This is a genomic window from Aeromicrobium sp. JJY06, assembly GCF_044069275.1.
GTDB lineage: Bacteria > Actinomycetota > Actinomycetes > Propionibacteriales > Nocardioidaceae > Aeromicrobium > Aeromicrobium tamlense.
In genome coordinates, this window is sequence record NZ_JBIMRD010000002.1 from 321,293 (window position 1) to 339,909 (window position 18,617).

An 18,617-nucleotide genomic window follows, 5' to 3' on the forward strand; every position below is an offset into this window, starting at 1 on the left:
GATGACCGTCGATCGAATGAGAAGGAGTCCGCCATGACCAGCGCATCGCCCACGAAGGAACAGCTGCTCGACGAGGTGCGCCAGCGCTATGCGCAGGCCGCCACGGCCGTCGGGGGAGGCAAAGCGACCGGTTGCTGCACGGGCGACGCGACGGTCGACGAGTCCTTCGGCGCCGCGCTCTACGACAGCACCGATCAAGAAGTGCTGCCCGCGGAGGCGATCGCGGCGAGCCTCGGCTGCGGCAACCCCACGGCGGTCGCCGAGCTGCGAGCGGGGGAGAAGGTCCTGGACCTCGGATCGGGCGGTGGCATCGACGTGCTGCTCTCGGCCCGCCGGGTGGGGGAGACCGGGTTCGCCTACGGCGTCGACATGACCGACGAGATGCTCGAGCTCGCTCGCGCCAACGCGGAGAAGGCCGCCGCGACGAACGTCGAGTTCTTGAAGGGGACGATCGAGGACGTCCCGCTGCCCGATGCCTCGGTCGACGTGGTGATCTCGAACTGCGTCATCAACCTGTCGGTGGACAAGCCGAAGGTGCTCGCCGAGATGTTCCGCGTGCTGGCTCCCGGCGGCCGCATCGGCATCTCCGACGTCGTCGCCGAGGACCACCTGACGTCCGACGATCGCGCCGATCGGGGCTCCTACGTCGGCTGCATCGCGGGAGCCCTGTCGAAGCAGGAGTACCTCACGGGGCTCGCCGCGGTCGGATTCGTCGACGCCGAGGTCGAGTTCACCCACGAGGCGGTCCCCGGCATGCACGGCGCGATCGTCCGCGCCACCAAGCCTGTCGCATGACCGCGACTCCACAGGCCGAGGCCGAGCGTCGGCTCGGCACCCTCGACCGATACCTGCCCGTGTGGATCGGACTGGCGATGATGGCCGGGCTCCTGGTGGGGAGGTCGGTGCCGGGCGTGGCCGACGCACTGGATGCCGTGACGGTGGGCGGGATCTCCGTGCCGATCGCGCTCGGCCTGCTCGTCATGATGTACCCGGTGCTGGCGAAGGTCCGCTACGACGAGGTCGGCCACGTCGCCCGCGACCGCCGCATGATGGCGCTGTCACTCGGGCTCAACTGGGTGATCGGCCCGGCGCTCATGTTCGCGCTGGCGTGGCTGTTCCTCCCCGACCTGCCGGAGTACCGCACGGGCCTGATCATCGTCGGGCTCGCCCGGTGCATCGCCATGGTGATCATCTGGAACGACCTCGCCTGCGGCGACCGGGAGGCCGCCGCGGTCCTCGTCGCGGTGAACTCCGTCTTCCAGGTCGTGGCGTTCGCCGGTCTGGGCTGGTTCTATCTCGACGTCCTGCCCGGCTGGCTGGGCCTGTCCACGACCGGACTGGACGTGTCCGCCTGGGAGATCGCGCGCAGCGTGCTGATCTTCCTCGGCGTGCCGCTCGCCGCCGGCTACCTCACGCGCCGGATCGGTGAGGCCCGCCGGGGCCGGAGCTGGTACGAGCGCGAGCTGCTGCCACGTCTCGGCCCCTGGGCGCTGTACGGGCTGCTGTTCACGATCGTCGTCCTGTTCGCCCTTCAGGGCGAGACCATCACGAGTCAGCCGTTCGACGTCGCTCGCATCGCCCTGCCGCTGGTCGTCTACTTCGCGCTGATGTGGGCCGGCTCGCTCGCCCTCGCTCGCGCCGTCGGACTGGGCTACCCGCGCGCCACCACGGTCGCGTTCACCGCGGCCGGCAACAACTTCGAGCTCGCCATCGCCGTCGCGATCGGCGTCTTCGGCGTGACCAGCGGTCAAGCGCTCGCCGGGGTGGTCGGCCCCCTCATCGAAGTTCCCATCCTCGTCGGACTGGTGTACGTCAGCCTCTGGGCGCGTCGCTGGTTCCCCGACACCACCGAAGGAGCACGTCCATGACCGAGCACGTCCCGCAGGTCGTCTTCGCCTGCGTCCGCAACGGAGGCCGCTCGGTCGCGGCCCGGGTGCTCACCGAGCACTACGCCCAGGGCCGCGTCGTCGCGCTGTCGGCGGGCACCCAGCCCGGCGAGCACATCCACCCGGAGGTCGCCGACGTCCTCGAGTCCCTTGGCCTGGACACCTCGGGCGAGCACCCTCAGCACCTGACGCGGGAGATGATCGCGGCCAGCGACCTCGCCATCACCCTCGGCTGCGGCGAGGAGTGCCCCTACGTTCCCGGCGTCACCTACCGCGACTGGCCGGTCGACGACCCGGGCGGACAGGACGAGGCGACCGTGCGACGCATCGTCGCCGACCTCGACGCTCGGGTGCGGGCGCTGCTGGGCGAGCTCGCGCCTGACCTTCCGCTCGGCCCCAGCGTCCTGGCCTGAGCCAAAGCGGCGTGGCCTCGGCACGTTGGCCCTAGTCTGACTACGGCCGCGAGGCCCGGTGACGCGACGACGGCGGGGGAGATTCGATGACGGCTGGGGACGGGCATGTGCCTGCCGTGGCTGTCGTCTCGGCGTACCTCGCCGCCGGTGCCGCGCTGGGCTGGCTCGTGAACATGCCGTACGTCGCGCTCGGGGTCGGCTGGATGCTCGCTGCAGCGACCGCGGTCGCTGCCGCGATGAGTGTCATGTCGATCGGTGCTCGCCTCGGCTTCGCGGCGGTCGCGCTGGTGACCGGTTACCTGGCGTACGTCGCTCTCGGGCCGATCGCTGACGAAGAGAACGCCTACATCTTCATCGCGCTGCGGATGATGGCGGTGATCGGAGTCGTCTATGCCGTGGCGTTCGTCCTGGCGCATCGGGGCTCCCTGGCGAGAAAGTCCGGGCGATCTGAGTTGCATGGATGAAGCGCCGCCCATGAGATCGGGGATCTGGAACCTCCTCCGGCCAGGCAAGGATCGGCCCACTCGCTCCTCGATCGCGTTCGGGCTGGTGTTCGCCGCCGTGGTGGGACTCGGCTCGTACTGGGAGTTCCGACAGTCGGCCGATGGCCCAAGGGAGATGGCCACGGTCATCGAACGGCAGAAAGCCGGGGCTGGCTACTGCCCGTCGGGTGGGCGCGGACGCTCTGACCCGAAATGGGACGTCACGTGGAGGTCCGAACATCCTCCGCCCGGGCTGCCGGCCGAGTTCACCGAAGAGGAGGTCTGCAACTGGAACGAGGTGGGCGAGAGGGTCGAGGTGATCAGGGTGCCGGAGGGACGTCAGACGAAGGTCTACCAGGACGTGGTCCACGGCGGACGAGAGTCGCTGGAGTTCGCGATGTGGACGTTCGGGATCGTTGCGGTCTTCTTCGCCCTGCCGATCTTCTGGCTCGGGTTCGGAGTGAGTCGGTGGCGGCAGCGTCGAGACGGACGACCGCACGCGCCGACTTCCGCTCGGGATGCGAAGCCGTCGAGTTCGCGTAGCGTCGCGGGCATGACTGATCTGACACCGGAGAAGCTCGAGGCGATCCAGTTCGTCGTGAACCGCGTGGGTGCCTACCAGGACGGCGCACCCGGCGGCACGATCGGCGACGAGTTGCGCAAGGGCCTCGAAGAGGCCGGATTGACGCTCGACGACCAGCATGTCGACAGCCTGGCGAAGGCGATCGACGAGGCGGACGGCACCGTCGACGTCGCGTCCGTCCTCGGCTGAGGACCGTCTACGCGTCGGAGTCGAATCCGTAGACCACGAAACGGCTTCCCAACACGCTCCGCAGCTCCTGGAGCAGCTGCTCGGTGACGAGCGGGTCCGGTCCGGGCACGTGGTCCGGATCCGCCGTCACCGCCCACGCGCGAAGCTTCTCCTTCAGGTCGTCGGAGAGCATCGTCCAGTCGTCGGGGTCACTGAGACCGTCGTGGGTCCACAGGGGCCAGTCGCACATGTACTCGCCCATGAGAGTGACCTCCACGACCCCGGGACTCGGGCTCACCCTCACGGTCCATTGACGACGGAGCCTGCGCCGCAGTCTCGTCTCCAGACGCCTCGTGACCTCGAGGAACTCCAGCCGCGACTTCTCGTCGGTCCACCCGAGGGTCAGATCGAGCTCGTCGAAGTCCACCGGGCGGTATGACTCGGTCAACAGCGCCACCGCCCGGTCCACGACGGGCGTAAGGTCCTCGCAGCTGTCCGGCAGGCCCGCGTGCTCGTGGCCGCTCGACAGGCGACGCCAGATGCTGGCGATGAAGGGCGGCGCGCTGCGGTCGCCCCGAGCCGTGGCCCCACTGGGCTTGGTCGCGAACCATCCGCCGCCCACGGCCGACCAGTTCGGAACGAAGCCGATGCTCAGGTGATGCATGCCGCGGCTCACGCGCATCGGGCCGTCTTGTCACTCACCCAGTGACCGTAGTGGTCAGCGGGACGTGGTGTCCGGCGTTCGCCACGGGAATTCAGCGGCGCCGGGCGAGCGCCAGCGCGGCGCGCGCTCGGGTGCTGCGGGTCGGGCGCGCCCATCTGCGTAAACTGGTCTTGTCAGAGCGTCGCTTCCCCCGTTGCCAGTCTTCTGGTGCTGCATCGCGCAGCCACGAGCCCGGGACGGCCGCTCATTCAGCTCGCTGGTCGTGCAGAGCAACCGATCAGGGGCCTTCGCAGGCTCCTGCTGCGCTGTCGTCCTGTGTGGTCAGCGTGTGATCAGAGGAGAGAAGCTTGGCCACTCGAGGCCGACGTCAGTCAGGCTCCACCGGGGCCGGCTCCCGCAACCAGCGGCGCGGACGCGCTGCCGGTAACGAGGGCATCATCCCCGTGCTCGCGCGCGCCGTGCGTGAGGTCGAGTCGGGTGTCCAGCGCGGACGCGCGACGCAGACGAACCGGACCAAGTTCCAGACCGTCGCCCTGCTGGCGCGCGAGGAGCGCACCCGCATCAAGACCGACGCGAGCATGAGCGAGCCCCAGCGGGCCGAGCAGCTCAAGCGGCTGGACGGCATCGGCACGATCCTCGCGAAGACGGCCGCCCTCGACACCTCGCTGCTGTCCCTGCTGGCCGAGGACGCCGCGGTGTCCGACGCCGCCAAGGACCTCAAGCGGGACATGCTGGCCGCGGCCGGAATGGAGGCTCCCGAGGAGCCGGAGGAGCCGGTCGAGGAGGACCCCACCCCGGCGCCCGTGTCGCGTCAGGTGGTGCCGCAGTCGGTCATCTCGCGCCGCCTCGCCGACCCGTTCCTCGCCCCGCAGTTCGAGACCGTCGAGCGTCGCACGCCGCCGCCGCGCCGGCTGGCCGGCTGGGAGCTCATCGGACCGCTGCTCTCGTCGTTCGAGCGCGCCGCCAGCGGCGCCCCTGCGTGCATGGATCTGCCGGAGCCCATCGACGTCCCCGTCCCCGAGGGCATGGAGCTGATGCGCCACCAGGCCGAGCTCGTCGCCGCGGCAGCGGACGGACACCGGACCTTCCTGCTGGCCGACGAGCCCGGACTCGGCAAGACCGCCCAGTCGCTGCTGGCCGCGCAGGCCGCGAACGCCTACCCGCTGCTCGTCGTCGTGCCGAACGTCGTGAAGGCCAACTGGGCGCGCGAGGCGAACATCTGGACCCCGCGGCACGCGGCCACCGTGATCCACGGCGACGGCGACACGATCGACGGTTTCGCGGACATCGTCATCGTCAACTACGAGGTGCTCGACCGCCACGTCGGCTGGCTGGGCGACCTGGGCTTCCGCGGCATGGTCCTCGACGAGGCGCACTTCATCAAGAACAAGTCGTCGCAGCGCTCGCAGCACGTCCTGCAGCTCTCCGAGCGGATCCGCGCCCGCACCCCGCGACCCCTGCTGATGGCCCTGACCGGCACGCCGCTGATCAACGACATCGAGGACTTCCGCGCCATCTGGCAGTACTTGGGCTGGATCGACGAGAAGAAGCCCCGTCCCGAGCTGATGCACGCGCTCGAGGAGACCGGCCTGACGCCGCTCGACCCCGGCTTCTTCCCAGCCGCGCGCTCCCGCGTCATCGACATGGGCATCGTGCGGCGCCGCAAGGTCGACGTCGCCGCCGACATCCCGGCCCGCCGCATAGCCGACCTGCGGGTCGAGCTGGACGACGAGGCCGGACGCTCGATCCGGGCGGCCGAGGCCGAGCTCGTCCGGCGGCTCGTCTCGCGGTACGAGCGCGCCATCGAGGCCCGCGACGAGAGGACCGACGGGATCGACCACGACCTCGTGCGCCGGATCGCCGCGTCGGAGCGCGAGGACTCCTCGAAGTCCGAGGAGAACGTCTTCACGATGATGCGGCGGATCGGTCAGGCGAAGGCGAGCCTCGCGGCGGACTACACGGCCCAGCTGGCGCACAGCGTCGGCAAGGTCGTCTTCTTCGCCAAGCACGTCGACGTCATGGACGTGGCCGAGCAGACCTTCGAGCAGCGCGGCCTGCGCTACTCGTCGATCCGCGGCAACCAGACGCCCTCGGCGCGCCAGAAGAGCATCGACGCCTTCGTCAACGACCCCGACGTCTCCGTGGTGGTCTGCTCGCTGTCGGCCGCCGGCGTGGGCGTCAACCTGCAGGTCGCCTCCGACATGGTCCTCGCGGAGCTGTCGTGGACCGACGCGGAGCAGACGCAGGCGATCGACCGCGTCCACCGCATCGGCCAGGACGAGCCCGTCACCGCGTGGCGCATCGTCGCGTCGCGCACGATCGACACCAAGATCGTCGAGCTCATCGACAGCAAGGCCGGCCTCGCCGCCCGCGCGCTCGACGGCTCCGACGAGGAGATCGCCGACTCGGCCGACCTGCAGCTCGAGACCCTCGTGGCGTTGCTCACCGATGCGCTGACGCCCGCCTGAATCATCCGAGCGGGGTGAGTTCCTCGTCCCGGCGCCGCGCCTAGCGTGACCGACAGGACCACCGAGAGGAACGACATCATGAGTGATCGACGGCCGTACGAGGGCTCGGCGAAGCAGGCGTGGACGTGGGGGATCGTCGGGTTCGGGGCGGTGATGCTGTTGAGCATCGGTGTCGTCCAGCTCATCCAAGGCTTCTCGGCGATCGCCGAGGACGAGGTCTTCGTCGTTGGCGCCGAGTACGCCTTCGCGTTCGACCTGACGACGTGGGGCTGGATCCAGGTCGTGCTGGGCGTGCTGGCCCTGGCCGTCGGTGCGGGCCTGCTCGGCAGCCGGAACTGGGCGCGCATCGGCGCGGTCATCATCGCGTCGATCGGCATCGTCGCCCAGTTCGCCTTCATGCCTTACTACCCGCTGTGGTCGATCGTGCTGATCGCCTTCAACGTCGCGGTGATCTGGGCCGTATCGACCCAGAGCGACCACGGCGAGTGATCGCCCCGAGCGCCGATTGCGCCCGGGGCTCGTGGGTACTCCACCGAGCAACCGATCGCTCAGGAGGCGACATGGCGGACATCACGGTGGACTCGCGACTCTTCGGACTCAAGGACGTCGACCTGCACGTCGACGACCACGGCGGTGAGGGACGGCCGGTCGTGCTGATCCACGGCTGGCCGCTGTCGGGGGAGTCGTGGAGCGAGCAGATCGGTGCCCTGACGGACGCGGGCCTGCGCGTGATCACCTACGACCGCCGCGGATTCGGCCGCAGCGACAAGCCCCGCACCGGATACGACTACGACTCGCTCGCCGACGACCTCGCCAGCCTGCTCGAGGCGCTCGACCTGCGGGACGTGTCCCTCGTCGGCTTCTCGATGGGTGGCGGCGAGGTCGCGCGCTACGTCGCCCGCCACGGCGAGGAGCGACTGCGCAGCGTCGTCTTCGCCGCCGCGGTGCCGCCGATGATGATGAAGGGGCCGAACAACCCGCAGGGCCCGCTGGAACCGTCCGAGGCGGCCGAGATGAGCGCCCAGCTGACGGCCGACCGCGGGACGTTCTTCGACGGGTTCGTGGACCAGTTCTTCGCGGCGAACGGCGAGGGCCCCGTACTGGTGACGCAGGCGCAGCGGCAGGACGCGCTGCGCCTGACGGCCATGGCCGACCAGCTGGCCGCGCTCGAGGCGATGCAGTCCTTCGGTCTCTCGGACTTCCGCGAGGACTTGAAGCTGATCACCGTCCCGACTCTCGTGCTGCACGGCGACGCCGACGGGATCGTGCCCTTCGAGGGCTCCGGACGTCGCACGCACGAGGCCGTGGCCCACAGCGAGCTGGTCCTCGTCCCCGGCGCGCCCCACGGCCTCAACGTCTCGCACGCCGACGAGTTCAATCGAGCCCTGGTGGACTTCCTGACTCGGTAGGTTCTGAGGATCGCCATCACGAAGAGGGGACGGCCATGACCTCCACGCAGGACTTCCAGGACTACCGCAGCCGCGACGCCGTCGGGCTCGCCGAGATGGTGCGGGCGGGGGAGATCAAGCGCGAGGAGCTGCTCGGGCTGGCGCGCGCTCGCGCCGCCGAGGTCAACCCGCGGCTCAACGCGATCGTGCGGGACGTCGAGCCTCCGGTGCCGGGCCCCGAGCCGGAGGGCGGCCGGCCGTTCGACGGCGTGCCGTTCCTGCTCAAGGACCTCCACCAGGACCTCGCTGGCGTCCCGACCAGTGGCGGCAGCCGGTCGCTGCGTGACGTTCCGGCGGCCGAGACCGCCGAGGTCGTGAAGCGTTGGATCGACTCCGGACTGGTCGTCTTCGGCAAGACGAACAGCCCGGAGTTCGGAGCGAAGGGCATCACCGAGCCGCACGTCTTCGGTCCCACGCGCAATCCGTGGAACACCGACCACACGCCCGGTGGCTCGTCCGGCGGCAGCGCGGCCGCGGTCGCCGCGGGCATCGTCCCCTGCGCGGCCGCGAGCGACGGCGGCGGCTCGATCCGCATCCCCGCCTCGGCGTGCGGACTCTTCGGCCTGAAGGTGAGCCGCGGCGTGATTCCGTTCGGCCCCAGCCACGGCGAGCCCTTGGGTGGCACCGCCACCGACGGCGTCGTCTCGCGCAGCGTGCGCGACACGGCGGCCATGCTCGACGTGCTCTCCGGCTCGACGAGCGTGTCGGCCTACCTGCCCGGCGGGCTGCCGGGCGAGGGCTTCGCCGCCGCGCTCGCCGAGGAGCCGCGGCGCCTGCGCATCGGCATGTCGTGGCAGAGCTCGATCAACCCCGACCCGCACCCGGAGGCCCGCGCCGCGGTCCAGCACGCGGCCGCGCTCCTGACCGAGCTGGGACACGAGGTCGTCGAGGTCCCGGTGCCCGTCGACGACGCGCGTCTGGCGCAGGACTTCCTGACCTCGTGGTTCGTCCACTGCGCCGTCTCCGTCGCCGAGGCGCGCGAGCTGTCGGGTCTCGGCGAGGACGCCTTCGAGCCCGACACGCGCGTCATGGCCGCGCTCGGCCGGGCCACCAGCGCCACCGACTACGTGCGCGCCGTCGAGGGGCGCCACGAGCACGTCCGTCGTCTCGCCGCGTTCCACGAGGACCACGACCTGCTCCTCACGCCGACCACCGCCACGCCGCCGCCGCGGATCGGCGCCTTCGACCTGCCGGCCCGTATCGAGCGGCTGCAGCGGGTGCTGCTGAAGGCGCGCGCGGGGTCGATCCTGCGGTTCACGCCGATCGTCGACCAGCTGATCAGCGAGAACCTCGGCTGGGTGCCCTACACGCAGCTGGCGAACCTCACCGGTCGTCCCGCGACCAGTGTCCCGCTGCACTGGACGCCTGACGGACTGCCGATCGGCGCGCAGTTCGTCGGCCCGCTCGGCAGCGACGCGCTTCTTCTTCAGCTCGCCGCGCAGCTCGAACGGGCGGCGCCCTGGTGGGACCGCGTGCCTCAGGGTGTCTGAGTCGCCTGCTGGCCGACCCGGATGGCCAGGAGCGCGGGATCGGTGTCGGTCGCGAGCAGGCGCAGGGTCGTGGCGCAGCCGCCGAGGGCGATGACGATGGAGCTGTTCCGCCAGATCGCCGGCTCCTCCCACGCCGCCGACCTGCGCGAAGAGGCCCATCAGCGCCGGGAGCAGGAACGCCAGGTGGAACGTGCTGACATCCATGGCGCCTCCCCCGAAGACCGGACATCGCCAGTCTGCCGTCGGACGTGGGTCACGCGGCGCGACGGGGGTCGACGATGTCGGTCTCGATGATGATCGGCGGGCAGGGCAGATAGCGCTCGATCCGTCGGACGGGCGCGTCGAGGTAGCGGTCGGCGAGGTGACCGTGACTCTTCATGTTGTGGTGACGGCGGCAGAGGCATCGCAGGTTCGACGCGGACGTCGCTCCGCCACTGTCGTAGGCCTCGGCATGGTCGAGATCGGTCTCGAACACCGGTGCGCGGCAGCCGGCGACCCGGCAGGTTCCGTCCCTCCACCGCAGTGCCCGGCGCAGGGACTCGGGTGGTCGATAGCTGAGGACCGTGGTGTCGAGCACCTCGCCGACGGGGTCGAGGACGAGGCGCCTCAGGATCGTGTGCTCGGACTGCGCGAGCGCGCGGACCCACTCGGCGCCGACGGGCTCGCCGTCGTGGGTGAGGCCCGGCCCCTCGGTGAGGCCGATGAGGTCGGTGGCGGCGATGCTGATGGCGATCTCGGCGCGGATGTCGCTGGTGGTGCCGGTGCACGAGGTGAGCCAGTCGGCGACGAGGTCGGCCTGCTTCTGGTCGCGCGTGCGCGCGTCGCGAGCGCCGGTCTCGGGATCGACCGACGGGACCGCCCGGGCGGCCTTGCGGAGCCGTTCGCCGATCGCGATGGCCAGGCCGGTCGGCAGCAGGGCGTTGAGCCAGCTGGTGCCGTCACTCAGGTGTGTGATGGAGACCCGGCGCTGCTGGAGCGCCTCCGCCGTCTCGGTGGCGACCTGCTCGGGCTCGAGCCGGGCGCGGAGGCGGCGCAGCCAGGCGCGCAGCTCGGTGATCGTGTGGGTGGCGGCGTACTCGGGTGCGGTCTGCTCGAGCATCGCCAGCGCCTCCGGCGTGCGGAGCCGCTCGGCGGTGTCGGCGATCGCGGACACTCGCACCCCGTCGATGTCGCCGACGCGGAAGGAGCTCCACACGCGAGGGGCCCTCTCCTTGAGGGTGGCGGCCTCGTGGACCATCGCCCACACCGTCTGCTCGGTGACGTGCAGGCCCTGGGCGAGCTCGAGGACGACCTCGCGGCGGGCGAGGTCCTTCGACAGCGGGATCTCGTCGGAGCGGTCGATCTCGGCGACCCGGCGCGCGTGGTGCGCGACGACCCAGTCCCACTCCTCGTGCTCGGCCACGGCGCGGGCGCGACGCACGAGGTCGCACACGTCAGCCACGCTCCCCGAAGTCATGCACCCAACCTAGTGGGCGGCACTGACAGAAACGCGCGACTCGTCAGGGGATGCCCTCGCCGCATTCCTCGTCGCTCTCGCTGCGGCCGCAGAGGCGGAAGGTCCAGTCGAGCTCTGTCTCGAAGGCCTCGCCGTCGAAGGTGTACTCCACCCGCGCCTTGCGGACGGTGGCACCGCCTTCACCGGTCGTGAGAACGACCATGAGCTCGGTGAACGGCGCGTCCGGCTCGGAGCTCGAGGGGCACTCGCGTGCCACGGCGGCCCCGACCGCCGGCTCGACCCGGACGCCCGTGGCGTGACCGGCCTCCTTCTCGGGAACGCCGGTCGCGCTGTAGATCGGGACCGCGCCGCCCTCGTGCGCGGCGCCCGTCACGCGGCGGACGACGAAGCGGGAGTCGAGGACTCCCTGCGCATCGATCAGCTCGGCCCCGGTGATGACGGCCTGGCCCGGACGGGTGAGGCACGTCGTGAAGCCACCCGAGTGGGCGGTCCAGGCCCCGGTTCCCCTCGGCGCGTACACGCCGAAGGCGCTGGGGCCACTCCCGAACGAGACGGGATCGAGATCCGGCGACCTGCGCTCGAGCGCGATCAGCAAGGCCGCGACCGTCGCAAGTGCTGCCGACAGTCCGAGCAGACGCCGCATCCCGAGACCCCTGAAGCTCACCAGCGAAGGCTGTCACGCCCGTGCCGTCACTGGACGGAAACCCGGGAATTCACCCGAAGCGTGGTCTGGTGCTATCTGACTACAGCGCACTAGAGTCAGCGACGAGAGCGCAGCGCGACACCACGCGCGGGACCAGGCCCGAGCTCACGGGGAACGGCCCTCCCACCGCCCGCCAGGGCAGCACGAACCCATGCCGTCGAGAGGCATCCCCATGTCCGAACCCCCCACCGTCGTCCTCGTCCACGGACTCTGGATGACGCCGCGCAGCTGGAGTCACTGGAAGACCTACTACGAGTCGCAGGGCTGACCGTCCTGACGCCCGCCTATCCCGGCTTCGAGATCGAGGTGGAGGCGCTCCGCGAGAAACCGCAGGTCATCGCCGACCTGACCGTGCCGGAGACTGTGGACCATCTGGCCTCGGTGATCGAGGCACTCGACGAGCCGCCGATCATCATGGGTCACTCCTTCGGCGGGACGCTCACGCAGCTCCTGCTGGCGCGGGGCCTCGGCGCCGCCGGCGTCGTCATCGACTCCGCGCCGACCGAGGGGGTCCGCGTGAGCCCGATCTCGCAGGCGCGGTCGTTGCTGCCCGCGCTGAAGAGCCCCGCGAACATCCGCCGGGCCGTGGGCTTCACGCCCAAGGAGTTCCACTACGCGTTCACGAACACGCTCACGGCCGAGGAGTCGCGCGCGGTGTGGGACCGGTTCCACATCCCGGCGCCGGGGCGGTGGATCTGGGAGTACGGCCTGTTCGCGAACTTCAAGCCCGGCCACCAGGAGACGTGGGTGGACTACGCGGCCGACCGTGCGCCGCTGCTGTTCATCGCGGGGGAGCGCGACCACATCATGCCTCCCTCGGTGAACCGCTCCAACGCCAAGCACTACCGGAAGTCGCCGGCTCTCACCGAGTACGTCGAGCTGCCCGGACGCGACCACTGGACGTGCGCCGCACCCGGGTGGGAGGAGGTCGCGGACCGCGCCCTGGAGTGGGCGAGGGCGCACGCCGTCGCCCGCCCGGGGAGCGAGGATCCGAGTGCCGGAACCTGACTTCACGGCACGCGAGTCAGGCGTACTGTGCGGGTATGCCCATCAAGCTCGGGGGTGCACTGGCGTCGCGCGGCGAGGAGCCCATCGGCGCCTACTGCCCGATCGAGCGCGCGATGGCGGCGCTGCGCACGCGCTCGGCGATGCTCGTCCTGCGCGAGGCGTTCTACGGCGCCACGCGGTTCGACCAGTTCGCCGCGCGTGCCGGACTGACCGACGCCACCACGGCCGCGCAGCTGCGTGAGCTGACAGCTGTCGGGATCCTCGAGAAGCATCCGTACCGTGAGCCCGGCAGCCGTCTGCGTCACGCCTACGTGCTGACCGAGGCGGGCGCCGACCTGCTCCCCGCCGTGTTCGCGTTGCTGCAGTGGGGCAACCGGCACGACCCGCCGCCCTACCCGCCCGAGCTCAGCCACGACGGTTGCGGCGAGCCCGTCGAGATCGCCGTGAGGTGCGCGGCCGGGCACGCGGTCGGTGTCGACGACCTCCGCGTCACGGCGGCCGGCCCGTTCGGCCTCGGCGACCCGCGTGACCCCGACCCGTCCCGGAGGACCCGTGGCTGAGTTCGTGCCCGCCGTCGGCAACATCCTGAGCCTCATCGAGCGGAGGGACTGGACGCGGCTGGAGCGGAGCCTCTCGCCCGAGGTGCACTGGACCACCGCGGTCGAGGAGCACCTCTACGGCCCGGCCGAGGTCATCGCGTGCCTGCGCGGCGACCCCGTGCCGGGTCCGCCGGCTTACCACGACGTCGACGAGCGCGGCCTGCTCACGCGGTGGGTCGACAAGATGGGCTGACTTCCTCGGCGACGAGGACTATCTTGCGAGACATGGAGCCCGGGGAACTCCACGTCGTCCGGCACGGGGAGGGCCGCCCGGCGGTGGTGCTGCACGGTGCGGGAGTCGACCACCGCGAGGCCGAGGCCTGCTTCGACCCGATCCTCGAGGCTGCGGGCCTGCGCCGGATCTACCCGGACCTGCCGGGGATGGGTCGGTCGCCGGCTGCGGATGAGCTGCACTCGTCCGACGACGTCCTGCACCTCATGATCCGGTTCGTCCTGGCCGAGGTCGGACCCGAGCCGTTCCTCCTGGTCGGTCACTCGTGGGGCGCCTACCTGGCCCAGGCGATGGCGGCCCGGCTGTGGGAGCAGGTGGCCGGGCTCGCCCTCGTCTGCCCGGTGCTCCCCGACGAGCAGGACGTCCCCGAGCACCGGCCCGTCGTGACGTCGAACGGGATCGGCGACCACGTGTTCCGGGGCTACTTCGTGGTGCAGACGCCCGAGATGTACGAGCGCTACGAGCGGTACGTGGCACCGGCCGCCGACCTCGTGGACGAGGAGGCGATGGAGCGCATGGGCGAGAACTGGGGTCTTTCCCTCGCGGCCAAGCCCTACCCGGGTCCGACGCTCGTCGTTGCGGGGCGGCTCGACTCGACGGTGGGATACGCCGCGGCGGCCGACCTGCTGCACGTCCACCCGCGCGCGACGGTCGCGGTGGTGGACGAGGCCGGTCACGCGCTGCCGCACGAGGAGCCCGAGGTGCTGGGCGCCCTGATCCGGCAGTGGCTGGTCCGGGTGGAGCGCGCAAGGGTGTCGGGCTGAGCCCTAGTCGGGACGGAGTCGGTCGACCGCGGCCGCCACGTGACGCGACCGGGCTTCGGCGCTGCGTGCCTTGAGCAGTGGCAGCACCAGGTCGTACTGCTCGGTGCGACTGAGCTGACGGAAGACCGCAGCGGCCTCGGGGACCGCTGCGAGTGCCGCTCGGAGGTCGGGCGGGACCTCGCCCGAGGACTGGGGCGCGTAGGCGGAGGCCCACCGGCCATCAGCGCGGGCTGCCTCGAGCGACGCGAGCCCGCCTGGCCGCATCTCGCCGGAGCCCGTCGATCCAGCCGTGGCACAGTGCGCCGTCGAGGGCGTTGCCGATCGTGATGAGCGGCAGGTCGGCGTGCTTGCGTCGGATGCGCAGCCAGGCCTCCGTCGCGGTGTCGTGATGCTCCTCGAGCCACGTGTCCCACGCCTGGCCGTCGGCGAACTCCAGCACGTCCATCGCCACATCGTCGCACCGGCGGGGTGCCGCGTTGTGTGCACCTATACCCTGTAGGTGAGGAACTACAGGAAGTAGATGGATGGACGCCCGCACCCCGCTCACGGCCGAGTCGCTCACCGAGACGGCTGCCGGCCTCGCCGACGAGCTCGGCCTCGACCAGGTCACCGTCTCGGAGGTCGCCCGGCGCGTCGGTGTGAAGCCGGCCAGCGTGTACTTCCACCTCCGCGGCACCGACGACCTGCGAGGTCGGGTCAGCACGCTCGCCCTGGCCGAGCTCGCGGACCGGCTCGGGCTCGCTCTCGCCGGTCGCGCCGGTCGTGACGCGTTGGGCGCCCTCGTCGACACGATCCGCACGTACGCGAACGACCACCCGGGCCGATGGGAGGCCACGCAGGTCCGCATCACCGCCCCGGACGCCGAGGCGCCGGGTGGTCGCGTGGCCGCGCTGATGCTTGCAGTCGTGCGCGGCTACGACCTCCCCGAGGCGGAGCTGACCCATGCCGTCCGCCTGATCGGCAGCACGATCAACGGCTTCGTCCGCCTGCACGTGAACAGCGGCTTCGACCGCTCCGAGCCCGACCCGGAGGCGTCGTGGCTCCGCATGACCCAGGCGCTCGACAGCGCCCTGACCCACTGGCCCACCGACGAGGACACCACCCGATGACCGACCCCGACCTGCACGACGTCCCCCTGACCGGCGAGCTGTTCCGCGGGGTGGTCGAGCTCGAGCACACCGCGACCGGCGTCCAGCCACACCGGCTGCCGGCGTGGGCACGGCGTCAGCTGCCCGACCCACAGCTGCTCATGGCCGAGGCCCAGCCGTCCGGTGTCCGCCTCGTCATGCGGACGACCGCGTCGACGATCGAGCTGACCGCCCGTCCGACGCGCGTCGGCTACGTCGGAGCGCCCGCACGCCCCGCGGGGGTGTACGAGCTCGTCGTCGACGGCGAGCCGTTCGGGCGTGCCTCGGTCGACGGCGGAGACCTGCTCATGATCGACATGACCACCGGTGGTCGCGAGGTCACGCGCGGCGAGCCGGGCACGATCACGTTCGGCGACCTCCCGGCGCGATCCAAGACCCTCGAGCTCTGGCTGCCCCACAACGAGCTCACCGAGCTGGTCTCGCTGCGCGCGGACGCCGCGGTGGAGCCCGTCGGCGCGTCCGGCCGTCGCGTCTGGCTGCACCACGGGAGCTCGATCAGCCACGGCTCCAACGCGCTGACGCCGACCGGCACGTGGCCGGCGATCGCCGCGGCGTCGGTTGGCGTGGACCTGGTGAACCTCGGCTTCAGCGGCAGTGCCCTGCTCGATCCGGCCACCGCGCGCACGATGCGCGACCTGCCGGCCGACGTGATCAGCGTGAAGATCGGGATCAATCTCGTGAATGCCGACCTGATGCGCGTCCGGGGATTCGTCGCGGCGGTGCACGGGTTCCTCGACACGATCCGCGAGGGCCACCCGCACACCCCGCTGCTGGTGGTCTCGCCGATCCTGTGTCCGATCCACGAGGACACGCCCGGTCCGGGCCTCCCTGACCCGTCCACGTTGGGCACGGACGCCGTGCGCTTCATGGCCACGGGGGACCCGGCCGACGTCGCGATGGGGAGGCTGACGCTTCGGGTCATCCGCGAGCAGCTGCGCCAGATCGTCGAGGCCCGCCGCGTGGACGACCCGCACCTGTACCTGCTCGACGGGCTCAGCCTCTACGGCGAGGCTGACGCCGAGGCGCACCCGCTGCCCGACGCGCTGCACCCGAGCGCCGAGACGCACCGGCTCATGGGCGAGCGCTTCGCGAGGCTCGCGCTGGCGCCGGGCGGTCCGCTGGGCTGAACCGCCCCGTCGCGGCACCGCCGAGCGCTAGCGTCGCGGTGTGAACGAGGAGATCGTCGAGCTGCTGGTGCGTCTGACGTGTGGGGAGGCCGCGGAGCCGCCGGTGCGCGGAACGGTCGCGCTCCATGGCGAGCGCTTCCGGGTCTGGAAGCACGGGGAGCGTCGTCGGGTGGAGACGGTCGAGGGCGAGCTGCGCTCGATCCGTGAGCCGGAGCGGAGCCTGGAGTTCCCCGTGGGCGGAGGCGTTCCGGTGGAGAGCGGTCCCGGCGCGTTCGACCACGACGAGGAGGACGAGCCGTGGGTGCTGATCCGCCGGCCGGAGCTGGGCGAGCTGGACCTGCGCGAACGACGGCTCGACGGAACCGTGGTCCGGGGTCAGCGCTTCGGCCGGGAGACCGCGACCTTCACGCTCCCGGACCCGGAGGACGAGGAGCTCGGTCTCACGTACGTCCTCGACGTCACGACCGGCATGCCGCTCGAGATCGTCGAGGACGGCGAGGAGATCCTGCGCTGGCACGAGCTCGAGGTGGTCGACGCGATCGATCCGCAGCTCCTGAGGTGGGACGGCGAGGTCACGGAGAGCGGGTGGGTCGCCTACGTCGGTGTCGGCCCGGACGGCGAGGTGACCTCTGACGGGCCGATCCCCGAAGGAGCGCGTCGACGACTCGGTGAGATCGCTCGGCGAGACGCCGAGATCCAGCATCAGCTCGACCTTCATGGCCTCTCGGCCGTCGTTCCACTGAAGCTCAGCGTGGACACCGGGGATCCGGACACGGTCTCGCTCTCGTTCATGTCGCGTGGCTTCCTCTCCGTCTGGGGAACCTCGGTGCCGGATCCGGAGGAGACGAACGAGTCCAGCTGGACCACCGCGGACGGCTGGACCTGGACTTCGGATAGCGACGGCATCGACGATCCGCGCCTGCTGGCCACCGTGCGCGAGCGGATCACCCGATGGCGGGAGCGTCAGACCCCATGAGAGCCGTGGTCCAGGACCGCTACGGCGGGACTGAGGTGCTGCGCGTCGAGGACGTGCCCGTGCCGTCGCCGGCCGCGGGGCAGGTCCTGGTCCGGGTCGCGGCGACGTCGCTGAACCTCAGCGACTGGGAGTGCCTGACCGGCTCACCGCTCTATGCGCGGATCGGCGGTCTGCGCGCGCCCGCGCGACCGACGCTCGGCTCGGACATCGCAGGGGTCGTGGAGAGCGTGGGAGAGGGTGTCACCCGCTTCCGCCCGGGAGATCGGGTGTTCGGCGACAACCTCGCGCTCAAGGGTGGGTTCGCCGAGCTCGCACTCGCACCGGAGTCCGCGCTGGCGCCGCTGCCGCAGGGACTCGGCTTCGTGGAGGCCTCGACGATCCCGCAGGCCGGCGCGATCGCGCTCCAGGGGATGGCGAGGGTGCGGCCGGGCGCCCGCGTCCTGATCAACGGAGCAGGTGGCGGCTCGGGCACCTTCGCGATCCAGCTGGCGAAGCAGCGAGGCGCCCACGTCACCGCCGTCGACCATGCCTCGAAGCTCGACCACATGCGCTCGCTCGGCGCCGACGAGGTGATCGACTACGAGCGCGAGGACTTCACCCGCGGGCAGCCGAACGACCTCGTGCTCGACCTCGTCGCGCACCGCTCCGTCTTCGCGTACCGCCGGTCGGTCACGCGCGGAGGCACCTACCGCTGCGTCGGCGGCTCGGTCGTCACCCTGCTGCGGGTGCTCACGGCGGGATCGGTCCTCGGCCTCGCGACGGGTCGCTCCCTCGGCGTGCTCGTCGTGAAGGAGGGCCCGGAGCACTTCCTGCCGCTCGCGGACCTCGTCACCGCCGGCGACGTGCGGGTGCACGTGGACCGCACGTTCACGCTCGACGAGGTGCCCGAGGCGCTCGCGCACGTCGGCGCGGGTCGCGCCCTCGGCAAGGTCGTCGTCACGCCGTAGGGCGGGGTGAACGCACGAAGGGCGAGTCACCATCGGTGACTCGCCCTTCGACGGG

At 71.2% G+C, this 18,617-nt stretch carries 22 protein-coding genes; 17 read left to right on the top strand and 5 right to left on the bottom strand.

All coding sequences use genetic code 11. The features are described from left to right. Window positions 1-33 precede the first annotated feature (33 nt). The 5 genes from arsM to ACGWYL_RS12990 all read left to right on the top strand — a co-directional run bounded on the left by arsM (window position 34) and on the right by ACGWYL_RS12990 (window position 3,553). The gene (gene arsM, locus ACGWYL_RS12970; RefSeq protein WP_179424550.1) at window positions 34-795 is read left to right on the top strand and encodes an arsenite methyltransferase; all 762 of its coding nucleotides are present in this window, start codon (window positions 34-36) and stop codon (window positions 793-795) included. Further along, window positions 792-1,868 (top strand): ACR3 family arsenite efflux transporter, encoded by a 1,077-nt coding sequence (gene arsB, locus ACGWYL_RS12975; RefSeq protein ID WP_269306769.1) that lies wholly within the window; start codon window positions 792-794, stop codon window positions 1,866-1,868. Before arsM ends, arsB begins: the two co-directional genes overlap by 4 nt. After that, window positions 1,865-2,299, top strand: coding sequence for a low molecular weight phosphatase family protein (locus ACGWYL_RS12980; protein WP_179424548.1), 435 nt, complete (start codon window positions 1,865-1,867; stop codon window positions 2,297-2,299). The genes arsB and ACGWYL_RS12980 overlap by 4 nt, the downstream gene beginning before the upstream one ends. 116 nt (window positions 2,300-2,415) lie before the next feature. Then, complete coding sequence (locus ACGWYL_RS12985) at window positions 2,416-2,763, top strand: hypothetical protein (protein WP_395487379.1); 348 nt, start codon at window positions 2,416-2,418, stop codon at window positions 2,761-2,763. Window positions 2,764-2,773: 10 nt separating this feature from the next. Then, entirely contained in the window at window positions 2,774-3,553 is a 780-nt protein-coding gene (locus ACGWYL_RS12990; RefSeq protein WP_395487380.1) for a hypothetical protein, read from the top strand. Window positions 3,554-3,560: 7 nt separating this feature from the next. Here ACGWYL_RS12990 and ACGWYL_RS12995 read toward each other — a convergent pair whose 3' ends face one another. Beyond that, window positions 3,561-4,214, bottom strand: coding sequence for a hypothetical protein (locus ACGWYL_RS12995; protein WP_179424546.1), 654 nt, complete (start codon window positions 4,212-4,214; stop codon window positions 3,561-3,563). 329 nt (window positions 4,215-4,543) lie between these two features. Here ACGWYL_RS12995 and ACGWYL_RS13000 point away from each other — a divergent pair, with 329 nt between their 5' ends. The 4 genes from ACGWYL_RS13000 to ACGWYL_RS13015 all read left to right on the top strand — a co-directional run bounded on the left by ACGWYL_RS13000 (window position 4,544) and on the right by ACGWYL_RS13015 (window position 9,602). Continuing rightward, window positions 4,544-6,664, top strand: a complete 2,121-nt coding sequence (locus tag ACGWYL_RS13000) for a DEAD/DEAH box helicase (protein WP_395487381.1) — start codon at window positions 4,544-4,546, stop codon at window positions 6,662-6,664. A gap of 78 nt (window positions 6,665-6,742) precedes the next feature. Next, window positions 6,743-7,153: a hypothetical protein gene (locus ACGWYL_RS13005; protein WP_269306783.1), complete on the top strand. Its 411-nt coding sequence runs from the start codon at window positions 6,743-6,745 to the stop codon at window positions 7,151-7,153. A 71-nt stretch (window positions 7,154-7,224) separates the two neighbouring features. Continuing rightward, the gene (locus ACGWYL_RS13010) at window positions 7,225-8,073 is read left to right on the top strand and encodes an alpha/beta fold hydrolase (protein ID WP_179424543.1); all 849 of its coding nucleotides are present in this window, start codon (window positions 7,225-7,227) and stop codon (window positions 8,071-8,073) included. Window positions 8,074-8,108: 35 nt separating this feature from the next. After that, window positions 8,109-9,602 (top strand): amidase, encoded by a 1,494-nt coding sequence (locus tag ACGWYL_RS13015; RefSeq protein ID WP_395487382.1) that lies wholly within the window; start codon window positions 8,109-8,111, stop codon window positions 9,600-9,602. Between the two features lie 253 nt (window positions 9,603-9,855). Here ACGWYL_RS13015 and ACGWYL_RS13020 read toward each other — a convergent pair whose 3' ends face one another. Further along, window positions 9,856-11,058 (bottom strand): DUF222 domain-containing protein, encoded by a 1,203-nt coding sequence (locus tag ACGWYL_RS13020; protein WP_395487383.1) that lies wholly within the window; start codon window positions 11,056-11,058, stop codon window positions 9,856-9,858. 43 nt (window positions 11,059-11,101) lie between these two features. Further along, window positions 11,102-11,722 carry a hypothetical protein gene (locus ACGWYL_RS13025; RefSeq protein ID WP_269306793.1) on the bottom strand — a complete coding sequence of 207 codons (621 nt, stop codon included), beginning with the start codon at window positions 11,720-11,722 and terminating at the stop codon, window positions 11,102-11,104. Window positions 11,723-12,067: 345 nt separating this feature from the next. Here ACGWYL_RS13025 and ACGWYL_RS13030 point away from each other — a divergent pair, with 345 nt between their 5' ends. Genes ACGWYL_RS13030 through ACGWYL_RS13045 form a run of 4 tightly spaced genes read left to right on the top strand, consistent with a single transcriptional unit; the run spans window position 12,068 to window position 14,364 of the window. Further along, window positions 12,068-12,769: an alpha/beta hydrolase gene (locus ACGWYL_RS13030; RefSeq protein WP_395487384.1), complete on the top strand. Its 702-nt coding sequence runs from the start codon at window positions 12,068-12,070 to the stop codon at window positions 12,767-12,769. A gap of 35 nt (window positions 12,770-12,804) precedes the next feature. Continuing rightward, window positions 12,805-13,329: a helix-turn-helix domain-containing protein gene (locus ACGWYL_RS13035; protein ID WP_179424537.1), complete on the top strand. Its 525-nt coding sequence runs from the start codon at window positions 12,805-12,807 to the stop codon at window positions 13,327-13,329. Next, entirely contained in the window at window positions 13,322-13,561 is a 240-nt protein-coding gene (locus ACGWYL_RS13040; RefSeq protein WP_179424536.1) for a hypothetical protein, read from the top strand. Before ACGWYL_RS13035 ends, ACGWYL_RS13040 begins: the two co-directional genes overlap by 8 nt. A gap of 32 nt (window positions 13,562-13,593) precedes the next feature. Continuing rightward, window positions 13,594-14,364 carry an alpha/beta fold hydrolase gene (locus tag ACGWYL_RS13045; RefSeq protein WP_395487385.1) on the top strand — a complete coding sequence of 257 codons (771 nt, stop codon included), beginning with the start codon at window positions 13,594-13,596 and terminating at the stop codon, window positions 14,362-14,364. Window positions 14,365-14,367: 3 nt separating this feature from the next. Here ACGWYL_RS13045 and ACGWYL_RS13050 read toward each other — a convergent pair whose 3' ends face one another. Continuing rightward, window positions 14,368-14,628 carry a YdeI/OmpD-associated family protein gene (locus ACGWYL_RS13050; protein ID WP_395487386.1) on the bottom strand — a complete coding sequence of 87 codons (261 nt, stop codon included), beginning with the start codon at window positions 14,626-14,628 and terminating at the stop codon, window positions 14,368-14,370. After that, the gene (locus tag ACGWYL_RS13055; RefSeq protein ID WP_395487387.1) at window positions 14,585-14,809 is read right to left on the bottom strand and encodes a YdeI family protein; all 225 of its coding nucleotides are present in this window, start codon (window positions 14,807-14,809) and stop codon (window positions 14,585-14,587) included. The genes ACGWYL_RS13050 and ACGWYL_RS13055 overlap by 44 nt, the downstream gene beginning before the upstream one ends. A gap of 79 nt (window positions 14,810-14,888) precedes the next feature. On the opposite strand from ACGWYL_RS13055, the gene ACGWYL_RS13060 reads away from it, so the two are divergent. Genes ACGWYL_RS13060 through ACGWYL_RS13075 form a run of 4 tightly spaced genes read left to right on the top strand, consistent with a single transcriptional unit; the run spans window position 14,889 to window position 18,562 of the window. Continuing rightward, a complete protein-coding gene (locus ACGWYL_RS13060; protein ID WP_395487388.1) occupies window positions 14,889-15,473 on the top strand; it encodes a TetR/AcrR family transcriptional regulator in 585 nt (194 codons plus the stop codon). Next, on the top strand, window positions 15,470-16,639 hold the full coding sequence (locus ACGWYL_RS13065) for an SGNH/GDSL hydrolase family protein (protein ID WP_395487389.1): 1,170 nt from the start codon (window positions 15,470-15,472) through the stop codon (window positions 16,637-16,639). Before ACGWYL_RS13060 ends, ACGWYL_RS13065 begins: the two co-directional genes overlap by 4 nt. Window positions 16,640-16,679: 40 nt before the next feature. Then, entirely contained in the window at window positions 16,680-17,615 is a 936-nt protein-coding gene (locus ACGWYL_RS13070; RefSeq protein ID WP_395487390.1) for a hypothetical protein, read from the top strand. Further along, entirely contained in the window at window positions 17,612-18,562 is a 951-nt protein-coding gene (locus ACGWYL_RS13075; RefSeq protein WP_395487391.1) for an NAD(P)-dependent alcohol dehydrogenase, read from the top strand. Before ACGWYL_RS13070 ends, ACGWYL_RS13075 begins: the two co-directional genes overlap by 4 nt. Window positions 18,563-18,617: the final 55 nt, after the last annotated feature.